The organism is Streptomyces sp. NPDC041970 (assembly GCF_055588985.1).
This window is the reverse complement of the sequence record NZ_JBVJCD010000002.1, coordinates 125,621-145,415: the sequence shown is the minus strand read 5'-3', so window position 1 is coordinate 145,415 and position 19,795 is coordinate 125,621. Positions and strand designations below refer to the sequence as shown.

General features: G+C 75.4%; 19 protein-coding genes and 1 tRNA gene. 9 read left to right on the top strand and 11 right to left on the bottom strand.

The annotated features are described in order from the left end of the window. Positions 1–74: 74 nt before the first annotated feature. Together ACZ6EJ_RS01920 and ACZ6EJ_RS01915 are read left to right on the top strand one after the other, a co-directional pair. Positions 75–1,775: a hypothetical protein gene (locus ACZ6EJ_RS01920; protein WP_469263807.1), complete on the top strand. Its 1,701-nt coding sequence runs from the start codon at positions 75–77 to the stop codon at positions 1,773–1,775. A 67-nt stretch (positions 1,776–1,842) separates the two neighbouring features. Beyond that, positions 1,843–3,039, top strand: a complete 1,197-nt coding sequence (locus ACZ6EJ_RS01915; protein WP_469263806.1) for a flavin-containing monooxygenase — start codon at positions 1,843–1,845, stop codon at positions 3,037–3,039. A gap of 27 nt (positions 3,040–3,066) precedes the next feature. On the opposite strand, the gene ACZ6EJ_RS01910 is transcribed toward ACZ6EJ_RS01915, so the two are convergent. Next, a complete protein-coding gene (locus ACZ6EJ_RS01910; protein ID WP_469263805.1) occupies positions 3,067–3,546 on the bottom strand; it encodes a hypothetical protein in 480 nt (159 codons plus the stop codon). A gap of 356 nt (positions 3,547–3,902) precedes the next feature. Between ACZ6EJ_RS01910 and ACZ6EJ_RS01905 the strand changes: the two genes are divergently transcribed. The 3 genes from ACZ6EJ_RS01905 (at position 3,903) to ACZ6EJ_RS01895 (ending at position 5,875) form a co-directional block, all read left to right on the top strand. Then, on the top strand, positions 3,903–4,250 hold the full coding sequence (locus tag ACZ6EJ_RS01905; RefSeq protein ID WP_469263804.1) for a VOC family protein: 348 nt from the start codon (positions 3,903–3,905) through the stop codon (positions 4,248–4,250). Positions 4,251–4,367: 117 nt separating this feature from the next. Further along, positions 4,368–4,850, top strand: coding sequence for a carboxymuconolactone decarboxylase family protein (locus ACZ6EJ_RS01900; protein ID WP_469263803.1), 483 nt, complete (start codon positions 4,368–4,370; stop codon positions 4,848–4,850). Between the two features lie 83 nt (positions 4,851–4,933). Then, a complete protein-coding gene (locus ACZ6EJ_RS01895; RefSeq protein WP_469263802.1) occupies positions 4,934–5,875 on the top strand; it encodes an AraC family transcriptional regulator in 942 nt (313 codons plus the stop codon). Positions 5,876–6,335: 460 nt separating this feature from the next. On the opposite strand, the gene ACZ6EJ_RS01890 is transcribed toward ACZ6EJ_RS01895, so the two are convergent. From ACZ6EJ_RS01890 to ACZ6EJ_RS01875, 4 genes are all read right to left on the bottom strand, one after another. Beyond that, on the bottom strand, positions 6,336–7,202 hold the full coding sequence (locus ACZ6EJ_RS01890; RefSeq protein ID WP_469263801.1) for an NAD(P)H-binding protein: 867 nt from the start codon (positions 7,200–7,202) through the stop codon (positions 6,336–6,338). 180 nt (positions 7,203–7,382) lie between these two features. Beyond that, positions 7,383–7,456, bottom strand: a tRNA-Met gene (locus ACZ6EJ_RS01885). A gap of 92 nt (positions 7,457–7,548) precedes the next feature. Further along, positions 7,549–8,022 (bottom strand): DUF2809 domain-containing protein, encoded by a 474-nt coding sequence (locus tag ACZ6EJ_RS01880; protein WP_469263800.1) that lies wholly within the window; start codon positions 8,020–8,022, stop codon positions 7,549–7,551. Further along, positions 8,019–9,317 carry an MFS transporter gene (locus ACZ6EJ_RS01875; protein WP_469263798.1) on the bottom strand — a complete coding sequence of 433 codons (1,299 nt, stop codon included), beginning with the start codon at positions 9,315–9,317 and terminating at the stop codon, positions 8,019–8,021. The genes ACZ6EJ_RS01880 and ACZ6EJ_RS01875 overlap by 4 nt, the downstream gene beginning before the upstream one ends. Positions 9,318–9,413: 96 nt before the next feature. On the opposite strand from ACZ6EJ_RS01875, the gene ACZ6EJ_RS01870 reads away from it, so the two are divergent. Continuing rightward, positions 9,414–10,463, top strand: coding sequence for a GlxA family transcriptional regulator (locus ACZ6EJ_RS01870; protein WP_469263796.1), 1,050 nt, complete (start codon positions 9,414–9,416; stop codon positions 10,461–10,463). Positions 10,464–10,580: 117 nt separating this feature from the next. Here ACZ6EJ_RS01870 and ACZ6EJ_RS01865 read toward each other — a convergent pair whose 3' ends face one another. The 3 genes from ACZ6EJ_RS01865 to ACZ6EJ_RS01855 all read right to left on the bottom strand — a co-directional run bounded on the left by ACZ6EJ_RS01865 (position 10,581) and on the right by ACZ6EJ_RS01855 (position 12,586). Continuing rightward, positions 10,581–11,081, bottom strand: a complete 501-nt coding sequence (locus tag ACZ6EJ_RS01865; protein WP_469263795.1) for an ATP-binding protein — start codon at positions 11,079–11,081, stop codon at positions 10,581–10,583. Between the two features lie 523 nt (positions 11,082–11,604). After that, complete coding sequence (locus tag ACZ6EJ_RS01860) at positions 11,605–12,126, bottom strand: EF-hand domain-containing protein (RefSeq protein ID WP_469263794.1); 522 nt, start codon at positions 12,124–12,126, stop codon at positions 11,605–11,607. Between the two features lie 85 nt (positions 12,127–12,211). Further along, positions 12,212–12,586, bottom strand: a complete 375-nt coding sequence (locus ACZ6EJ_RS01855; protein ID WP_469263792.1) for an STAS domain-containing protein — start codon at positions 12,584–12,586, stop codon at positions 12,212–12,214. A 327-nt stretch (positions 12,587–12,913) separates the two neighbouring features. On the opposite strand from ACZ6EJ_RS01855, the gene ACZ6EJ_RS01850 reads away from it, so the two are divergent. Together ACZ6EJ_RS01850 and ACZ6EJ_RS01845 are read left to right on the top strand one after the other, a co-directional pair. After that, positions 12,914–13,507: a sigma-70 family RNA polymerase sigma factor gene (locus ACZ6EJ_RS01850; protein ID WP_469263790.1), complete on the top strand. Its 594-nt coding sequence runs from the start codon at positions 12,914–12,916 to the stop codon at positions 13,505–13,507. Next, positions 13,504–14,880, top strand: coding sequence for a zf-HC2 domain-containing protein (locus ACZ6EJ_RS01845; RefSeq protein ID WP_469263789.1), 1,377 nt, complete (start codon positions 13,504–13,506; stop codon positions 14,878–14,880). The genes ACZ6EJ_RS01850 and ACZ6EJ_RS01845 overlap by 4 nt, the downstream gene beginning before the upstream one ends. A 27-nt stretch (positions 14,881–14,907) precedes the next feature. Here the strand turns inward: ACZ6EJ_RS01845 and purU are convergent, their stop codons facing one another. Then, positions 14,908–15,801 carry a formyltetrahydrofolate deformylase gene (gene purU, locus ACZ6EJ_RS01840; RefSeq protein WP_469263787.1) on the bottom strand — a complete coding sequence of 298 codons (894 nt, stop codon included), beginning with the start codon at positions 15,799–15,801 and terminating at the stop codon, positions 14,908–14,910. A 28-nt stretch (positions 15,802–15,829) separates the two neighbouring features. Further along, a complete protein-coding gene (locus ACZ6EJ_RS01835) occupies positions 15,830–16,276 on the bottom strand; it encodes an SCO4402 family protein (protein ID WP_469263982.1) in 447 nt (148 codons plus the stop codon). A 174-nt stretch (positions 16,277–16,450) separates the two neighbouring features. Between ACZ6EJ_RS01835 and ACZ6EJ_RS01830 the strand changes: the two genes are divergently transcribed. Beyond that, positions 16,451–17,722 carry an ABC transporter substrate-binding protein gene (locus ACZ6EJ_RS01830; RefSeq protein ID WP_469263785.1) on the top strand — a complete coding sequence of 424 codons (1,272 nt, stop codon included), beginning with the start codon at positions 16,451–16,453 and terminating at the stop codon, positions 17,720–17,722. 109 nt (positions 17,723–17,831) lie between these two features. On the opposite strand, the gene ACZ6EJ_RS01825 is transcribed toward ACZ6EJ_RS01830, so the two are convergent. Further along, entirely contained in the window at positions 17,832–19,559 is a 1,728-nt protein-coding gene (locus tag ACZ6EJ_RS01825; RefSeq protein ID WP_469263783.1) for a hypothetical protein, read from the bottom strand. Positions 19,560–19,795 lie beyond the last annotated feature (236 nt).

Below are 19,795 nucleotides of genomic sequence, written 5' to 3'. Positions count from 1 at the left end.
CGGCCGGGAGTTCCACCGCGTCCCGGCCGGGCCTTCCACCGCCGACATCACCGGAATCGCCGAAGGGGTCAACGGTGCTCCCACCCGTCGCCGCGTCCGCCTGCCCGTCGCCCGACGGCCGGGAGGCCCGCTGGGAAGGCTTCTTCACCGGTCACCGGGTGTGGGACGAGGCGCGCGTCGCGCAGAGCGCCGAGCGCCTCCTCGGCCTGGACACCGAGACCGTGGCGAAGGTCGCGAACGAGGTGGTGCGGCCGTACCGGGCACGGTCCGGCGGACCCGCCCCGTCGCTCCTGCTGCACACCACCACGCCCTCGATCAAGGCGTTCGACGGCGACCTGGCCGCCCTGCTGGGCGGCCAGGAACCCCACGACGTGACCACCTACGTCGAGGCCAGGTCGGTGTATCTGGGGACCCCCGGCGACCTCACCGTCGGCCGCACCGCCCCCTGGGCCGAGGCCGCCGCGCTCCGGGGCGTCCCCGCCGTCGACATCGGCGACCTGGACCACTACTACCTGACCCACGCCCTGCTCCTCATGGCGGAGGCCCACGAGGCGGGCGCGGACACCCCCCTGGGCCAGGTCGTCGACTGGCTGCGCGACCACCCCGACGCGGTGGTCCGGCTGTACGCGCTGGACGTGGAGACCCAGGTCCTGCTGCTCTGGCTGCGCCGCCGCGCCGGGCTCGCGGAGCTGGCCACCGACGCCAACAGCCCGGCGGTCGCCACCGGATGGAACCGCAAGGACCACATCCACCCCACGGTGGCCGAGGCCCGCGCGATGCCCGCCGCCGCGCTCCTGCTCCCCCCGGACGAACTGCTCGCCGCCGAACAGCGCCTGAGCCGGGCCCACCAGCGGCTCGGGCTGACGATTCCCGTCCTGCCCGGCTACACGATCCCGCGCGCCGGGGCCGACCCGGACGCCTTCGTCGCCGACGTGCTCGCCGCGGCGGCCCTGCTCCGCACCCGGTACGGGCTCGCCCGCGCCGCGCTCAAGCCGAGCGACGCGGGCGACGGTGCGCGCATCGCGGGGAACCTGGACCTCGCCGACGCCGACCGGCTCGCCCGCGAGGCCCGAGCGGCGTACGCGGTCGGCGACGACCACCTGCTGGAGGCGTGGGTCTCCTTCCTCACCGTCTCGCCGGAGCACGGCTCCCCGCGGGACGCCGGCGTCCCGGTCGTCCCCTCCGGGCACATCCGCCACGGGCAGGTCGCCGAGGGGCTGACGCTCCAGATGCTGGACGGCTACGCCTGGCGGGGCAACGACTACGTGGACGAGGCCGGTTGGCGCGGACTGGGACTCCCGGAGCACGCGTACCGGACCGTCCGCTCCTCCCTGGAGGCCGTCCGCGCGGCCTTCGACGGTCCGCGGAGCGCCGCGGACGGCAGCAGCGGCGGGCTGGTCACCGGCGGGATCGACTTCGCGGTGGGCCGCCTCGGCGGCGCGTTCGGGGACCGGCTCGTCGTCGGGGCGATCGACTTCAACCTCTCCGCCCACGGAGCGGAGAGCCTGCGCACCTTCCGGGACCGGGCCCGCGAACGGGGCGTCGCGGAACCGTACGCGGCCACCCGCGTCTTCCTTCCCCCGGCCGACCGTACGCTCCGTCAGATGGACGCCGCCGCACGGTCGATGGCCGAGCCCGGAGCCCTGCTGGAGGCGGTGGCCTGCGTGCCGCGGCGATGGGGCATGGTCGCGGCGACCGGCGACTCGCCGGCCGCGGCGGCGGCCCGCGCGGACGCGCTGGTCGCAGCCCTGAAGGGGCCCGACTCCGGCCCGTGACCGATTCGCAACCGATTCCGGTCTTGACCGAGACCCATCAACCGTGCGGGCGGATACGCTCCGGACCATGCCCAACAGCCCCTCCCCCGAAGGCGGTAGCGCAGCCCTCGCCGTCACCGACCGTACGGACGACCGGCCCGTCTACGTCATCGGCGGCGGCCCCGGCGGCCTCGCCACCGCCGCCGCGCTCCGCGCACGCGGGGTGCGGACGCTGGTGCTGGAGAAGTCGGACCGGGTCGGGGCCTCCTGGCGCGGCCACTACGACCGGCTGCGCCTGCACACCACCCGCCGCTGGTCGGCCCTGCCGGGGCTGCGGATGCCGCGCCGGTTCGGGCGCTGGGTGAGCCGGGACGACCTGGTGCGGTACCTGGAGAAGTACGCCGACCACCACGAGCTGGAGGTGGTGACGGGCGTCGAGGTGACGCGGATCGACCGGTGCGCCGACGGCTCGGGCGACTGGCAGCTCACCGCCACCGGCGGCCGGGTCCTGCGGAGCCGCGCGGTCGTCGTCGCCACGGGCTTCAACCACACCCCGCGCATCCCCGACTGGCCGGGCCGCGACGCGTTCACCGGGACCCTGGTGCACGCCGCCGAGTACCGCGACCCGGCCCCGTACGCCGACCGGGACGTCCTCGTCGTCGGCATCGGCAACACGGGCGCGGAGATCGCCGCGGACCTGGCGGAGGGCGGCGCGTCCCGCGTACGCATCGCGGTCCGCACGCCCCCGCACATCGTCCGCCGCTCCACCGCGGGCTGGCCGGCCCAGGCGACCGCCGTCCTGGTACGCCGCCTGCCGGTGCGGCTGGTCGACCGCGCGGGCGCGCTCCTGACCCGCGTCGCCGTACCCGACCTCTCCGCCCACGGCCTCCCGCGCCCCCGCACGGGCCTGTACTCCCGCGTCCGGCAGGGCGCGATCCCGGTCCAGGACGTGGGCCTCGTCGAGGCGGTGCGCACCGGCAGGGTGGTCCCGGTCGCCGCGGTCGCCTCCTTCGACGGGGACACCGTCGTCCTGGCCGACGGCGCGCGGATCACCCCGGACGCCGTCATCGCCGCCACCGGCTACGACCGCGCCCTGGAACCCCTCCTCGGCCACCTGGACGTCCTGGACGCCGCGGGCCGCCCCCTGACCCGCGGCGGCCGCACCCCGACCCACGCGCCGGGCCTCTACTTCACCGGCTTCACCAACCCGATCAGCGGAATGCTCCGCGAGATAGCCCGCGACGCCGACCGGATCGCCCGCCGAGTGGCCCGCTCACGCCACTGACCCACCCGCGGCACGCGGGCCCCTGGGTCAGCGGGCGTTCGGCGACGCCTCGGACACCGGCGCCCCGGCCGACCAGAAGGGGGAGCGCACGTTCGGCCGGGGAATCTCGACCCCCTCGTACGCGGGGCCGTGCGGCGGGGAGACCGGCGGACGCACCTCGGACTTCTCCACGCACGGCGTGTTGACCTCGAAGTGGGCCTGCCCCTGGTCGGCGATCTCGACAGTGACGCCGAACCCGTCGGGCGTCCGGGCGAAGATCGCCGGATACTTCTTGCTGGGATTCACCGACGTGATCTCGAAACCGCTCTTCTCCCAGTACCTCTCGACCATCCCGAGGAAGCCGCCTCGGCGTGCCTCGGAGATCACGGTCATCACCGTGCGGCGCCGAGTGACGTCGCAGCTTCCGTGCGTCGTGTCGTCGTGCGCCCACTGAACAGCGGGCTCGATGCTCTCCAGCGTCGCGTCGAGGAGGGCGTCCGAACGCTCGGCCGCTTGCTGCATGTTCATGGTCTCTCCGTCCTCCGCCGCTCCCGGAGTTCCGCACCCGGCAAGCAGCGCACTGGCCAGAAGGAGGGTCAGGGCCGGTCCCGCGGACCGGCTCACCGGTGCTCCGCCGAGGTGATCTCACTGTTGCGCGCGGACACGGCATCCTTCTCCGGCGTGAAGTACTGGGAGTGGGCATCGAACATACCCCGGTCGCGGACCGGCCTCGGCCCGTCGTCGGCGTCGAAGCGTCGTCCTGCTCGCGCGCCCCGCGCGAGGTCGGCGCGCGGGTCCGGGCGGGCCACTACCGTGGGGCCGGAGACCCGCCGCCGTGCGCCCCGGTGGGCGGTGGCGGGGCCCCTTCTGCTCGGGAGTCGACGATGACCGTTCGCCGTGTCGTGCCCAACATCCGGTCGAGGGCCGTGCCGGAGAGCCGGGCGTTCTACGGACTGCTCGGCTTCGAGGAGGCCATGGACCTGGGCTGGATCACCACCGTCGCCTCACCGTCCCACCCCCAGGCGCAGGTCAGCCTCATGACCCACGACCTGACCGCCCCGGTCGTCCCCGACCTGAGCGTCGAGGTGGACGACGTGGACGCGGCCTACGCGGTCGTGCGGGCGAGCGGCGCCGAGATCGTCCACCCGCTCCAGGACGAGGAGTGGGGCGTGCGGCGGTTCTTCGTCCGCGACCCCGACGGCCGGGTGGTCAACGTGCTGAGCCACCGCTGACGCCGTGCCGGCCCCGCTCACCGGGGCCGGTGTGACGCCCGCCACGTCCGGTCGTGTCACATCCTTCCGCGCCGGTTCCGTCCCCTGAGTGACTGGACGACACCGAAGGAGCACACCATGACCGCCCGACTCAACGCCTTCACCAGCCCGACCGCCGGCAAGCTCATCAAGCACCTCGTCTCGGCGGGCGCCGTCGTCTCGGGCTCGGGGCTGCCCGCGGCGACGCAGGAGCTGGTGAAGATCCGCGCCAGCCAGATCAACGGCTGCGGCGGATGCCTGGACATGCACACCAAGGAGGCCGCCGCGGCCGGGGAGACCTCGCTGCGCCTCAACCTGATCGCGGCGTGGCGGGAGGCCACCGTCTTCACCGACGCCGAGCGCGCGGCACTGGAGCTGACGGAGCAGGGCACCCGCATAGCGGACGGCGCGGGCGGGGTCCCGGACGACGTCTGGGCGAACGCCGCCCAGCACTACGACGAGGAGCAGCTCATCGCCCTCGTCTCGCTGATCGCCCTGATCAACGCCTTCAACCGGCTGAACGTCGTCCTCCAGCAGCCGGCCGGGGGCTACCAGGCGGGAATGCTCGACCAGTTCGCGTAACCCGCCCGGCCCGGACCGCCCGGCCCGCACCGGTCGGGCGGTACGGCCCAACCGCCCCCGCCCGCCTGCATAAAGTGGCTCCCATGGACGTGTTCGACGAGCTGTTGCGGGGCGTGCGGGGCAGGGGCGCGGTGTTCGGCCGTTCGGTGCTGTGGCCGCCGTGGTCGCTGCGGTTCACGGACGGGGCGTACCTGACGCTGTGTGTGCCGTTGCGCGGCGAGGGCTGGATCGTGCCGGAGGGCGGCGAGCCGCAGCGCGTACGGCTCGGCGAGGCCGCGATCGTCCGGGGCCCGGCGCCGTTCGTCTTCACGGACGACCCGGAGAACCGTGACGTGGCGGGGCAGGTCGTCGGCGTGCGGGAGGTCCACTGGGGCCTGGGCCAGGACACGGTCCTCGCCCCGGACGGCGGCCCGGAGGTCGACGGCCCCACCGCGTTGCTGGTCGCCGCGTTCGACGTGCAGGAGCAGGTCCCCCAGCGTCTCCTGCGGGCGCTGCCGCCGGTCCTCGTGGTGCCCGACGAGCACGACTGCACCCAGATGCGGGACTACCTGGCGGCGCAGATCCGCGGTGGGCGGCCGGGGCATCAGATCGTCCTCGACCGCCTCCTGGACTGGCTGCTGGTGTGCACCCTGCGGGACTGGTTCGCCCGTCCCGAGGCCAACCCGCCGGGGTGGTACGGCGCGCTCGGCGACGAGGTCGCGGGTCCGGCGCTGCGGGCGATCCACGAGAACCCCGCGCACCCCTGGACGACGGCGGAGTTGGCGGCCCGCGCCGGGGTGTCGCGGACGACGCTGGCGAAGCGGTTCACGGAACTCGTCGGCGACGGCCCGGTGGCGTATCTGACCGAGTGGCGCATGACCCTCGCCGCCGACCTGCTGACCCGCTCGGAGCTGACCGTGGCGGCCGTGGCCCGGCAGGTCGGCTACGCCGACGCGTTCGGCTTCAGCGCGGCGTTCAAACGGCTGCGCGGCGAGAGCCCCAGCGCCTACCGCCGCGAGGCGGTCGCCACCGGCGCGACGGGGTGAGCGGGGGGCGCGGCGCGTAGGGGGCCGTGTAGGGGGTGCGTGCGGGGAGAGTGCGTGCGGGGGACGTACGGGATGACGCGTACGAGGGGGATGCGCGTGCGCGTCGGGAGCACCCCGTACGCCGGAGCCCGCCCAGCCCCCAGGGGCCCGCCCCGTACGCCGGAGCCGCCCGCATACCGGGGGCTTGCCCCGTACGCCGGAGCCCGCCCGAACCCCAAGAGCCAGCCTCGTACGCCGGAGCCGCCCGGACCCCAAGAGCCAGCCTCGTACGCCGGAGCCCACCCGCGGACCGGGGCCCGCCCCGTACGCCGGAGCCCACCCCCACACCGAGAGCCCACCCCGCACACCCGGAGACCCCCGGAGCCGCCCGGAGCCGCCCGGAGCCGCCCGGAGCCGCCGCGAAGGACACCCCGAGACACCGGGAAGGGGCGCATCCGCCCCCTCCCGGCTCATCTCCGCGTCAGCTCCACACGCCCCGCGCCGCCGCGTCGCGGACGAACTCGGAGAAGTCGCGCGGCTCGCGGCCGAGCGCCCGGCGCACGCCGTCCAGGACCGGCGCTTCCTTGCTCGTGGCGATCGGCCGCAGCACCGACGCCCAGAGCGCGGCCGCCGGCTCCGGGACGCCGCGGGAGACCAGGCCCGCGCGGAACGTGGCCTCGTCGATCGGGAGGTACGCCGCGCGCACCCCGCCGGCCTCCGCGATCTCCTCCAGGACCTCCGCGACGCCGAGCGCCCGCGGGCCCGACAGCTCGTAGACCTCGCCCGTGTGACCGTCCTCCGTCAGCGCGACGGTCGCCACCTCCGCGATGTCGTCGGCATCGATGTACGCGGCCTTCCCGTCGCCCGTGGGCAGGGCCAGCCGGCCCCCGCGCACGCCTTCGAGGAAGTCGCCCTCGCTGAAGTTCTGGGCGAACCAGCCGGGGCGCAGGATCGTCCACGGCACGCCGGAGGCCCGCACGGCCCGCTCGGCCGCCGCGTGGGTGGTCTTGCCGTCGTGGTCGTCGCCGAAGTAGCCGGGTATGCCGGTGCCGCGCGCCGACAGCAGCACGAACCGCCGGACCCCGCTCGCGGCGGCCTGCTCGATGAAGGCGGGCGTCGGGGAGGACGCGCTGTCGAGGGGGACGATGTAGACGGCCTCGACCCCGTCCAGGGCGGTCTTCCAGGTGGTGCGGTCCGCCCAGTCGAAGGGGGTGTCGCCGGACCGCGAGGCCGCCCGTGCCTCCACTCCCCGTTCGCGGAGGAGGGCCACCACCCTGCGGCCGGTCTTGCCCGTGCCGCCGGTCACCAGCACGGGGCCCTGCGTCGGCGTTGCTGCGTTCTGTGTCATGGCCCCAGCCTGGCCCGGCGGGAGGGGCGCGCCCATGGCTCAGCGTCCGCGAAGGATGTCCGAACGTCCGCCGACCGGGACCGGGACCGGGACCGGAGGCCGCCGGGGCGGAGACGACCGGGCCGCAGACGCGACTGAGGCCCGAATCCAGGGGATTCGGGCCTCAGTCGCGTCCATCAGTAGCGGGGACAGGATTTGAACCTGCGACCTCTGGGTTATGAGCCCAGCGAGCTACCGAGCTGCTCCACCCCGCGTCGGTGAACACCACACTACGCCACCGAGCGCCCCTCCCCGACCACCGGAGCCGCCCCCCGGCCCCGGCCCGCTCCGGCGTGCGCGGTGGCGGTCACCCCGTCCGCCGGCGCTCCCACGCCCCCAGCCGGTCGAGCACGCCCCACGCGGCCGCCGCCCCCACCGCGTACCAGAGCAGGTCCGGCGGGTTGAACGTCGAGCCGAGCACCCACCGGGCCGCCGTGCTCCGGGCCGCCAACGCTGCCGGTACTCCGGTGAGTTGCGCGAACTCCACCGCCCAGCTCACCGCCAGCCCCCATACCGCGGCACGGGCCGGGCGGTGGCGCAGGCGCGGGACGAGGAGCACCGCCACGGCGCAGAGCAGCACCGTGTAGAGCGCGTCCCCGGCGTACGCGCCGGCGTCCGCCGCGTACCCGGTCGCGCCCGCCGCCGCTGCCGCCCGGACCCCGAGCCCGGCGGCGACCGTGAGGGCGGCGGCCGCCAGCGCGGCGAGCCGGGCCCGGCCGTCCCCCCGGCCCGCGTCGGCCGGGCGCCCCGTGCGCCGGCGCGCGGTGCGGGCGCCGGTCACGCGACCCGTCGCAGGCCGCGGATCGGCCGGACCACCAGGAGCACCGCCACCGCCCCCATGTTGATCACGGCCGCCGCCACGAGCAGCTCCGCGGCCCCCACCGCCTCGGCCACCGGGCCGGCGAGGGCGCGGCCCGCCGCGACCATCAGGAGGGAGCCCGCCACGTCGTAGGCGTGCAGGCGGTTCAGGGCCTCCGGAGGGACATGGGTCTGGACCGTCGTGGACCACATCACCAGCCAGAACGCGGCCGCCCCGCCCGCCAGCGCCTGTCCCGCCGCCAGCACCGGCACCGGCATCCCGAGCGCCAGCACCACCAGGCTCACCGCGACCAGCGGCAGCGCCGCCGCCCCGGCCGCCAGCGGGCGCGAGGGGCGCAGCCGCAGGGCGAGGAGGCCGCCGACGACGCTGCCCGCCCCGCTCACCGCCATCAGCATCCCGTACGCCCCCGAGCCGTGCTCCTCGGTGACCAGGACGGCGGTCAGCGGGAGCATCGGGCCGAGGACCGCGAAGCCGTACACCGTCCAGACCGCGATCACGCCCCACAGCCAGGACCGGGCCCGGAACTCCCGCCAGCCGTCGACCAGTTCGGCGGTGAACGAGCCGCGCCGCACGTCGTCGTGCGGGGCGGGGGCCAGCCGCAGCAGGAAGAGGCAGGCACCGGAGACCGCGAAGGTCGCCGCGTTCGCCGCGTAGACCGCACCGGCGCTCGCGAGCCCCACCAGCGCTCCCGCGAAGGCGGGTCCCGCCATGGCCATCAGCGCCTCGGAGACCCGGAGGACGGCATTGGCGCGCTGGACGTCGGCGGCGACGCGGGGGACGGTCGAGGCGACGCCGGGCTGGAAGAGCGCCGCGCCGACGCCGGCCACGGAGCTGAGGAGGTAGACCGACCACAGCGGCGGGTTGCCGGTCGCGAAGGCCACGGCGAGCACCGCCGCGCCGACGAGCCGCAGGGCGTCGGCGATGATCATCATGCGGCGCGGGGTGAACCGGTCCGCGAGCACCCCGCCGAACAGGACGAACACCGCCAGCGGCCCCATCCAGGACGCCAGCGCGTACCCGACGGCGGAGGCGGGCCGCCCCGCGCCCAGCAGCCCGGCGGTGAGGGCCACGGGGATCATGCCGTCGCCGAAGAGGGCGACCGTGCGGGCCACGAAGAAGTACCGGAAGTTGCGGTTCCACAGCTTGCGGGGACCGGGGTCGAAGCCGAGGGGGCCACCGGGGCCGGGCGGCGGCGGGGGGCGTCGGTCGGCGGGGGCCGCATCAGGGGCGGACGCGGTGTCTGTCGGCTTCGTCATCACGTCAGTAACCTGTACCAGCTCGTGGTCTATACCAGCCACCGAGTTACGTCGCGCGTCCGCCGGACGCCCGCCGCGCGCTCCGAGGAGGCCGCCATGCCGCACCGCGTCGTCGTCCTGGCCCTCGACGGGCTGCTCCCCTTCGAACTGGCCATCCCCCAGCGGATCTTCGGGCTCGGCGCGGGGGCGGGCGGCACGCCGCTGTACGACGTGGTGACCTGCTCCGTCCGCCCGCCGGGGCCGGTCCGGACGGACGCGGACTTCTCCGTCCTGGTGGAGCACGGCCCGCGCGCCCTCGCCACCGCCGACACCGTGGTCGTCCCCGCCTCCTCCGAGCGGGGCCCGGTCTTCGAAGAGGGCAGGCTCACCGAGGAGTTGGCGTCCGCGCTCGACCACGTCCGGCCGGGCGCCCGCAGGGTCTCCCTCTGCACCGGCAGCTACGTCCTGGCCGCCGCCGGGTATCTGGACGGCCGCCCCGCCACCACGCACTGGTCCGCCGCCGACCGCTTCCAGCGGATGTTCCCGCGGGTGCGCGTCGACCCGGACGCCCTGTTCGTCGACGACGGCGACGTCCTGACCTCCGCCGGCGCCGCCGCCGGGATCGACCTCTGCCTGCACCTGGTGCGCCGCGACCACGGGGCGGCCGTCGCGGACGAGATCGCCCGCCGCGCGGTCGTCCCCCCGTACCGGGACGGCGGGCAGGCCCCGTACATCCACCGCCCCCTCCCCGAACCGCCGTCCGCGAGCACCACCGCCGCCCGCGCCTGGGCGCTGACCCGGCTGGAGCGGCCGATCCTGCTGAGCGATCTGGCGGCGCAGGAGGCGATGAGCGTACGGACGTTCACCCGCCGCTTCCGCCGGGAGGTGGGGGTCAGCCCCGGCCAGTGGCTCGCCCGGCAGCGGGTGGAGCGGGCCCGCCACCTGCTGGAGTCGACGGACCTGCCGGTCGACCGGGTGGCGCGCGACGCGGGCTTCGGCACGGCGACCTCGCTGCGCCAGCACTTCCAGGCGGCCGTGGGCGTGCCGCCGACGGTCTACCGGCGCACGTTCCGCTGCCCGTCGGGCGCGCCGCCGGCGGACCGCCGGGCCGGGGCCCGCGCCGGTCAGGCCGCGGTGCCGCGCGGGACGTCCACCTCGGCCGCGTAGAGCCCGGTCCCGCCCTCGCCCGCCGCCTTCCGGCGGGCCGCCGCCGCTTCCCGTCCCGCGAGAGCCGACACGGGCCGCCGGGGCGGTACGCACACCGCCCGCACGTCCGGCCCCGGCTCAGACCAGGTTGCGGGAGAGGTAGGAGGGCGGCTCGCGGACTTCGCCGCCGCTCCGGATGACCACCGGGGGCGGCTCCTGGCACCGGGCCGGGCCGTAGCGGTCGATCTCGCACCAGATCTGCTTCCCGGCGCCTTCCGGCTGCCAGCCCCAGCGGTCCGCGAGGCCGTCCACCAGCTCCAGGCCCCGGCCGTTGGTGTCCCCGCCCTCCGCGTGGCGCTGGAGCGGCGGGCGGGCGCTGGCGTCCGCGACCTCGACCCGCACCGTCTGGGTGGCGCCGCCGCTCCCGCCGGTGCCGAACAGCATCCGCAGCACCGCCGGGCAGCCCGTGTGGACGACCGCGTTGGTGACGAGCTCCGAGATCAGCAGGATGAGCGTTTCCGCGAGCGGTTCGTCATCCCCTATCCCCGACCCCACCAGACGCGACCGCGCCCACCTGCGGGCCCGCCCCACCTCCGCGGGGTCCGGGCCGACCTCCAACTGAACCTGAAGCACCTGCACCGCTCACACCATCCGAACCGGCGGACACATCGCCTCGCGCCTCCTCAGGGTCACGGAACGTGATTCCCTTACGCGACAGCATGGTTGACGTACAGTCACCGCAACAAGCGCTTCGGGCATATTCCAGCGCGAAGGAGTACCCGTGGTGCATACTGTGCGACGCACGTTGCGGGGATTCGAACAGGAGCACGTAGGGACGGCGGGAATCGCTTCCCGGACGGCTCCGGCGCAGCTCCGGCGCGAGCCCTCGGTCCGGACCGGGGCCGCCGCACAGGCCGCCCCCGGATCGCCCGGTTCCAGAACCACTCGCATCCCACGGAGGGTACCCGAGCCGGGACCCGACTCCACCCGGTGACGAACGAGGCAAACGACGCAAGCCGGTACGGACCGTTCCGGGCGCGCTGCGTCACCCTCGATCCCCCCGACTTCCCCCACCGCTTCCGCACACGCACGGGTGGTCCGGGCGCGGGACGCGTCGCCCCCGCGCCCCGGACCGCCCCCGTCGCGCCCCTCCGGCGCGTGCCTACGCGTCCGGTTCGATCACCGTGAAGTACGCGGCGAACGCGGCCATCACGTCGCTCTCGGCGATCTGCCCGTCCCGGTCCGTGTCCAGGCTCCGGGCGGCGGCCCCCGCGGCCTCGGCGTCGGCCCCCAGCACCCGCAGGGCCCGCTCCACGGCCGCCACCGACGCTCTGCCCCCGTTCTCGCTGTCCGCGACCGCGATGGCCGCCCGGAGGAAGGGCCGGGCGATCTCCGCGAACCGGTCCGGGTTGTCCCGCAGCCGCTTCACCGCCCCGCCGACGAACTCCTCGCGGGTGACCCGCTGGTCGCCGTCCACGTCGGCGATGCCCGCCATGCCCTGCCAGAAGGCCTCGGCCCCGGTGTAGAGCGCCTGGCCCTTGTCGCAGCGGGCGGTCGTGCCGAACTCGGTGAGCAGGCCGGCCGCCGCGGTGTTGAAATCGGCGCGATCGATGTAGCCGTTGCCGTCCTGGTCGAAGGAGGCGAAGCGGTGCGCGATCTTACGCTCGTACTCTGCGCTGTCCATGCGGGGAGCGTACGACGCCCGGAGCCTTCACGTGTCACCGAGGCGCATCACCCGTGTGACAACCGCGGTTCACCCGACCGTCACGTCAGGCGCTCAGCGGGCGGCACTCCTCGTCGGTCGCCGCCGGCGCGTCCGGGTAGACGTCGAAGAGGCGGCGCACGCCGAGCGCGCCGAGCACCTTGTTGACGTGCGATCCGTCCTCCGCGCCGCGCGCGGGGAGGACCAGCCGCAACCGGCCGCCGCAGGACTTCATGAGCCGCCGGGAGGCGATCAGCACGTTCACGCCGCTGGAGTCGCAGAAGAACACCTGGGACAGATCGAGCACCACATCGTGCTGCCCCTCGGCGACCGCCTCGTGGACGGACTGACGCACGACGGGTGACGACACGAGATCCAGTTCACCCCGTATCCGCAGCACGGTCCAGGAGCCCTGCTCGGTCTCGTCCACCTTCAGCGCCACGCGACTGGACCTCTCGTTCCGGGGCTCCCGGCAGTACCGGAAGTGTCCGTTCCTCCTCGCGGCTGCCCCACCGCCCCTCCATGAAACACCGGAACACCCGCGCGGGCCTGCGGAATTTACGGTGGAAAAGCTCACTTCGGCCCGTTTCCCCTGGTCAGACGGGGCGAGCAAGCATACCCGGCGGAAATCGACTACCGTCGACCGCCATGCTCCACGGGAACGGAGTCGACGCGAAGACGCGCCCTCCGCCCGTCCCGCGCATTACATTCGGTCCCCACGGGCAGAGCGCGGAGCACGGAGCGGGGCACGGGCAGGGCTGGGGGTTGCATGGCGAAGGACACACCGCCCCGCTGGGACCGCCGGATGCGGCAGCGGTTGACCCGCGGGGAGGCGGCGGCGCTGGGCGAGCTGTACGACCGGTTCGCCTCGCTCGTCCACAGCCAGGCCCATCTGATGCTCGACGACGAGGACGCCGCCGACCTGGTGACCCGCGAGGTCTTCCTGGAGATCTGGGAGGACCCCGGCTCCTTCGACCCGGACCAGGGCTCGATGCGCTCCTGGGTCGCCGGGCTCACCCACCGCCTCGCCGTGCGCCGGCTGCGCGTGACGGCGGCCGCCTGCCACGAGGCCCGGTACGGCGAGGGCGCGGCCCCCGACCCGGAGGAGCTGGAGCGGCGGGTGCGCCGCGCCACGGCGGCCGCCCGCGCCGACTACATCGTCTCCTCGATGCCCGCCCCGCTGCGGCAGGCCCTGGAGCTGGCGTACGTCCGGCGCCGCGACTACCGGCAGGCCGCCGCCGATCTCGGGGTCACCGAGGACGAGGCCCGCCGGCGGCTGCGGCTGGGGCTGCAACTGCTCTCCACCGCGGGCGCCCGCCTGCCCGAGGGGGCCCCGCCGCCCGGTCACGGACGGGACCGGTGAACGGCGGCGGGCGCGAGGGCGACGGGCCCGGCGACGAGGTGCGCGGCGCGCGCCGCATACCCGGCCCGCGCGGCCCGGCGGACGACCTGGACCCGGCGTACGCGCCGGTGTACGCGCCCCCGCCAGGCCGGCGGGCGCCGGACGACGCGGTGCCGGAGCAGGCCGGGCCGGACGACGCCGCGAGCGAGGCGGCCGCCCCCGGTGGCGCGGGGCCGCCGGAGGGGGTGGCGGACGCCGGGACCGGGGAGCCGCCCCGTACGCCGCCCGTGCCGGACCTCCCGCACCGGGTGCTCATGTCCCTCCTCGGGGCGTGGGCGCTGTCCGCCTGCTCGGCGGAGGAGACCGCCGCCGTCGAGGACCACCTCACCGGGTGCGCCCCGTGCGCGGACGAGGCGCTGCGGCTGCGGGACGCGGTGGGGCTGCTGCACACCGACGGCTCCCTGGACCTCGACCCGACGCTGCGGAACCGGGTGATGGAGGGCTGCCTGAGCCGCCGCCCGGCCCGCGTGCCCGTACCGGAGTGGGCCTCTCCGTACGACGCCGAGACCGCCCGGCTCGACGCCCTGCTCCGCGACATCCGGGACGTGGAGTGGCACGCCCCGGTGCGGCTGCGGTGGTTCGAGCACGAGCGCGCCGCCGCCCGCAGGACGACGGTCGCCGGGGTGATCGGCCATCTGACGGCGGTCGACGGGCTGCTGTCCGCCGCCCTCGGCCTCGACGACCCGCTCGGCGGCGGCGACCCTCCCCCGGACCCCACCGAGCGCACCGAGCGCTACTGGTCGGCGGCGCGCCAACCGTGCACCCGCGCCGTCCGCGAGCCCTGGCGGGACCAGAGCCACGAGCTGATCCGCACCGCGTCGTTCGCCGGGCGCAACGTCGCCGAGCTGTCCGTCTCCTACGGGGACTTCGCCCTGCCGTTCCAGGACGCGCTGCTGGAGCGGGCCTTCGAGTGCTGGGTGCACGGCGGGGACATCGCGGACGCCGTGGACTACCCGTACCGGCCCCCGTCCGCCGCACACCTGCGCCGGATGATCGACCTCGCGGCCCGGCAGCTCCCGGCCGCGCTCACCCGCCGCCGCCGCAGCGGACTGGCCGGACCGGCCAGGGACCTGGTCGCGGCCGGGGCGCCGGGCCGCTCGCTCCATCTGGAGATCGAGGGCCACGGCGGGGGCGACTGGTACATCGCGCTGGACTCGCCGGCCGCCCTCGGCTCGCCCGAGCGCACGGTGGCGCGGGTCGCCCTGGACGGGGTGGAGTTCTGCCGCCTGGTCGCGGGCCGCGTCGCACCGGTGGAGGCCGCGGCGGGTCAGGAGGGCGACCGCGAGGCGATCGACGACGTCCTGGCCGCGGCGGCGTCGCTCAGCCGGCTCTGACCGGCCGGCGCGGCGGCGGGCCCGCGGTCAGGGGAAGATCACCGTGCGGCGGCCGTTGAGCAGGATGCGCCGCTCCGCGTGCCACTTCACCGCGCGGGCCAGCGCCCGGCACTCCACGTCCCGGCCGACGGCGACGAGCTGGTCCGGGGTGACGCCGTGGCCGACCCGCTCGACCTCCTGCTCGATGATCGGGCCCTCGTCGAGGTCGGCGGTGACGTAGTGGGCGGTCGCGCCGATCAGCTTCACCCCGCGGGCGTGCGCCTGGTGGTACGGCTTGGCGCCCTTGAAGCTCGGCAGGAACGAGTGGTGGATGTTGATGATCCGGCCGCTCAGCCGCTTGCACAGGTCGTCGGAGAGCACCTGCATGTAGCGGGCGAGGACGACCAGCTCGACGCCCTCCTCGCGGACCAGCTCCAGCAGGCGCGCCTCGGCCTCCGGCTTGGTGTCCCTGGTCACCGGGAGGTGCCGGAAGGGGATGCCGTACGAGGCGGTCAGCTCGGCGAAGTCCGTGTGGTTGGAGACGACGGCGACGATCTCCACCGGGAGCGCGCCGGTGCGGGAGCGGAACAGCAGGTCGTTCAGGCAGTGCCCGAACCGGCTGACCATCAGCACCACCCGCATCCGCTCCGCCGACCGGTGGATCTGCCACTCCATGCGGAAGGCCTCCCCGACCGCGGCGAAGCTGGCGCGCAGCTTGTCCACCGTGACGGTGGCGTCCGCCGAGAAGTGGACGCGCATGAAGAACAGGCCCGTGTCGTGGTCCCCGAACTGCTGGCTGTCCTCGATGTTGCAGCCGGTCATGAAGAGGTAGCTCGACACGGCGTGCACGATGCCCTGCTTGTCGGGGCAGGAGAGCGTGAGGACGTACTGCTCCGAAGCGGCGGCGTCCGGGGCGGCGGGGGCGGGCTGCGACGCGGTCATCCCCGTAGGGTGCCACACCGCTCCGGTGTCAGGCGGCCCTGGTCATGATGCGGATGACGTCCAGCGGGCGGGGCGGGATGTCCGGGTCCTCGCCGTCGTTGCCGGCCAGCAGCACGTGCGCCTCGCGCGCCGCCCGGACGGCCTCCGGCCAGCCGGGGTGCTCCAGGTAGGCGGAGACGGGGGCGTCCGCGCCGACCTGGTGCATGATGCGCAGCACCCGCAGCGCGGCGGTGTCCACGGCGGCCGCCTCGGCGGAGTCCCGGAAGATGGCGCCGACGTACTTCTCGGCGGACCAGTTGTCGAGCCAGGTGTCCTCGACGAGGCGGTACACGGCGTCGGTGACGTCCCCGTACCCCTCCCGGCCGGCGAGCCAGCACGCGTGGTGGAAGACCGGGTCGGAGAGCATGTGCAGCGCCGAGCGCACGTTGGTGCGCCAGCGCCACCACGGCATGTCAGTGAGCGGCATACCGCCCATGGTGGAGGAGCGGCGGCCGCGACGGGAAGAGTTCTCCGAACCTTGCTGCACGGTCGTCGATCGTACGTTCCCCCGACCTTCCCCCGCACAGCCCCCCGCAATTCACCTGGAGGTCACTGAGCGTTGAGAACCGCACACCGCGCCGTTACCCCGCGCGCGGAAGACTCACGGTCCATGACCGGACGGCGACGCCCTTCCCTGACCCGCCCCTTCCCGCGCGTGATCGGAGCTGTGGCGGCGGGGGCGCTCTCGCTCACCGGCTGCGGGGCGCTCCCCGGCGCGGTCGGGGGTGCCCCGGAGCCCGTGACCGTGATGACCTGGGCGCCCGACCGCTCGGACGACATCAACGCGGTGAAGATGGCCGGGGTGCCCGCGATGGCCCGCACCTACGCCCGCTGGGTCAACGACACCGGCGGCATCGACGGGCGTGAGCTGCGGGTGCTCGTCTGCGATGAGGGCGACACGCCCCTCGGCGCCGAGCGGTGCGCGCGGGAGGCCGTCGACAAGGACGTGGCCGCCGTCGTCGGCTCGTACAGCCGGCACGGCCAGAGCTTCATGCCCGCGCTGGAGGCGGGCGGGGTCCCCTACATCGGGGGGTACGGCGCCTCCACCGAGGAGTTCAGCAGCTACCTCTCCTATCCGGTCAACGGCGGCCAGTCGGCCCTGCTCGCCGGCCACGGACGGCAGTTGGCGAGCCGCTGCGAGCGGGTCTCGCTGGTCCGGCCGGACTCGATCGGCGGCGACGTCATGCCGCAACTCCTCAACCACGGGCTGCTGGCCGGCCACCGGCCCGAGTCCACCGACATCCTGGCCCCCGAGAGCGCCACCTCCTACGACGAGCAGGCCACGACGGCCCTGGAGCGGTCCGGCGGCAGTTGCGTGACGGCGGTGCTCGGCCCGCGTACGGAGACCTTCTTCGACTCCTTCCGCCGGTTGGAGGAGGACGGCGAGCGCGTCAGGATCTCCTCGGTGCTCGGCAGCGTCAGCCAGCCGCTCATCGACCGCACGGGCGGCCGGAACAGCCCGTTCGAGGGCGCGTACGTCACCGGCTGGTACCCGGACGCGGGGGACGCCCGCTGGAAGGGGATGCGCGAGGTGATCCGGAGGTACGCCTTCGGGGACAACCGCATCGACCCGGACGACACCGCCGTCCAGACGACGTGGATCGCGTACACGGCGCTGCGGGCGGCGGTGGCGGCGATCGACGACCGGGAGGTCACCTCGGGCCGGATCATGGCCGCCCTCAACCGGGGCACCGAGGTGGACACCGGCGGGCTGACCCCGACGCTCCGCTGGCGCTTCAGGGACCTGGTCGGCACGGCCGGGTACCCGCGCATCGTCAACACGAAGGTGACGTTCCAGGTGGTCCGCGAGGGCCGTCTCACCGCTCAGAAGAGGGGTTTCGTCGACGTCGCGGAGGCCCTGGCGGAGCCCGCGGCGCGGTGACGGCGGGCCGACTCCCGCGCCGGGCGGCCCGAGCCGATCCCCGCGCCGGGCGGCCCGAGCGGCCCGGCCCCCGCCCGCGGTGCGGGGCCGGGGCGGGCCGCTCAGGCGGTCACAGCTCGACGTAGGTGTGCTTGGTGAGGCCGTACTTCGCGGCGATCACGTTCCAGAGCCGGGACGCCTCCCGCTTGGCCTGGGTCGCCACCCCGCTCTGCTGGTTGCCGCGGGCGGTCTCGTTCGTCGAGCGGGCCTGGCCGCCCTTGCAGACGCCCTTGTTCTTCTTCGCCTGCCGGGCCCAGGCGGCGTAGTGCTCGTCGGCCGCGGCGGACGCCTTCCAGGCGCGGGTCAGCGAGGCGGTCAGCTCGGCGTGGCGCGGCAGCTTGTCGAGCGTCAGGCCGTCGAGCCGGGTCACGAGGTCGCGGCGCTGCCGGGCGGCGCCCCGGAGGTCGGAGTCCGCCCGGTCCAGGTCCTTGCAGGACTTGATCTTCTCGACCGCGCTGATCACCGCGGCCCGGCTGTCGTTGCTGTCCGCGAGCAGTCCGTCCAGCGCCTCGGCCTGCGGCTGGCCGGGGTCGACCGGCTTCTCGGGGCTGGGGGTCGCGGCCGGTGAACTCGCCGCCACGACCGGCTGCCCGGCCTTCTCGCCGGAGTCGTCGCCGCCGCTCATCAGCGCGCCCGCGCCGAGCCCGACGACCGCGCAGACGACGACCACCGCGGCGATCAGCGTGATGTGCGCGGACCGCCGGCGCGGGGGCTCGCCGCCGCCGGGCGGACCGCCCGGCTCCGTGCGACCGGGGGACGACGGCGGGCCCGCGCGGTGGCCCTGGGCGGTCGGGTGCGGCAACGGGCCGCCGGGGGGCGGCTGCTGGGGCTGGTACCCGTGCTGGGGCACGCCCTGCTGGTACGGGGGCGGACTCTGCCGGTACGCCGGGGGCTGCTGCCGCGCGTCGGGGTGCGGCCGGTGCGCGGTCGCGCCCGCCGGGCCCTCCGCGCGGAACAGGTTGTCGAACTCGGCGGGCGGCTGCCGGTCCTCCGGCGCCCCCGGCCTGATCCCGTACGCGTCCCCTCCGGGCACGGGCGGCAGGTACTGGGTCGCGTCGGCGTGGGCGGCGTCGGCGCCCACGCCCGGAACGGGGGCGATGTACTGGGTCGCGTCGGCGCCGCCGCCCGGAACCGGGGCTATGTACTGCGTGGCATCCGCGCCGCCGACCGGAGCGCCCGAACCGCGCGGGACCGGGGCTATGTACTGCGTCGCGTCCGCGCCACCGCCCGGAACGCCCGAACCGCCCGGAACCGGGGCTATGTACTGCGTCGCGTCCGCGCCACCACCCGGAACGCCCGAACCGCCCGGAACCGGGGCTATGTACTGCGTCGCGTCCGCGCCACCACCCGGAGCGCCCGAGCCTGCCTCCGGCGGCAGCGGCCGCGCGTACGGCAGGGGTTGGGAGCGGGGCTGCTGGTTCGGGTCGGGCTCCTGCGGGTACGCGCCGGTCCGGCGCGGCTGCTGGTACCCGGACTGCTGCCGATACCCCTCGCCCGGCGCGGGCTGCGCGGGCGGCAGGGGCTGGGCCTGCGGGCGCGGCTGCTCCTGGGGCTGCGGATAGCCGTAGTGCCCCGCCTGCGGTGTCCCCGCCTGCGGCGGCTCGTCGGGCTGGGACTCCCGAGGCCGGCCCCAGGGCTGACCACCCGCGGGCACCGCCCGCACGTCCGGCCCGCCCTGTCCGGACGCGGACTGTCCGGGAATCCAGGGGCCGCTGCCGTCGGCGGGCAGCACGACCCCCTCGTACGCGGGTCGTGCGGCGGGGAGCTGCTGCTCGCCGCCCTGGCCGCTCTGCGTCACCGGGACTCCTCCATGGGAACTACGGAACCGTCGGCTCACGCTATCGGGTGGCCGCCCCCCTCCGCCAAGCGCGTGGTCCCGCACACCCCCTCTTCACAGGGCCGGTCGCGCCCGGCCCCGTCCCGACCACGCCCCGCCCACGCCAACGGCCGGACCGCGCCCGCCCGCAGCCCGGTCCGTCGTGTGCCGGGGGGTGGTCCGCCTTGTGGCGGGGGCCGGTTCGCCGTACGACGCGG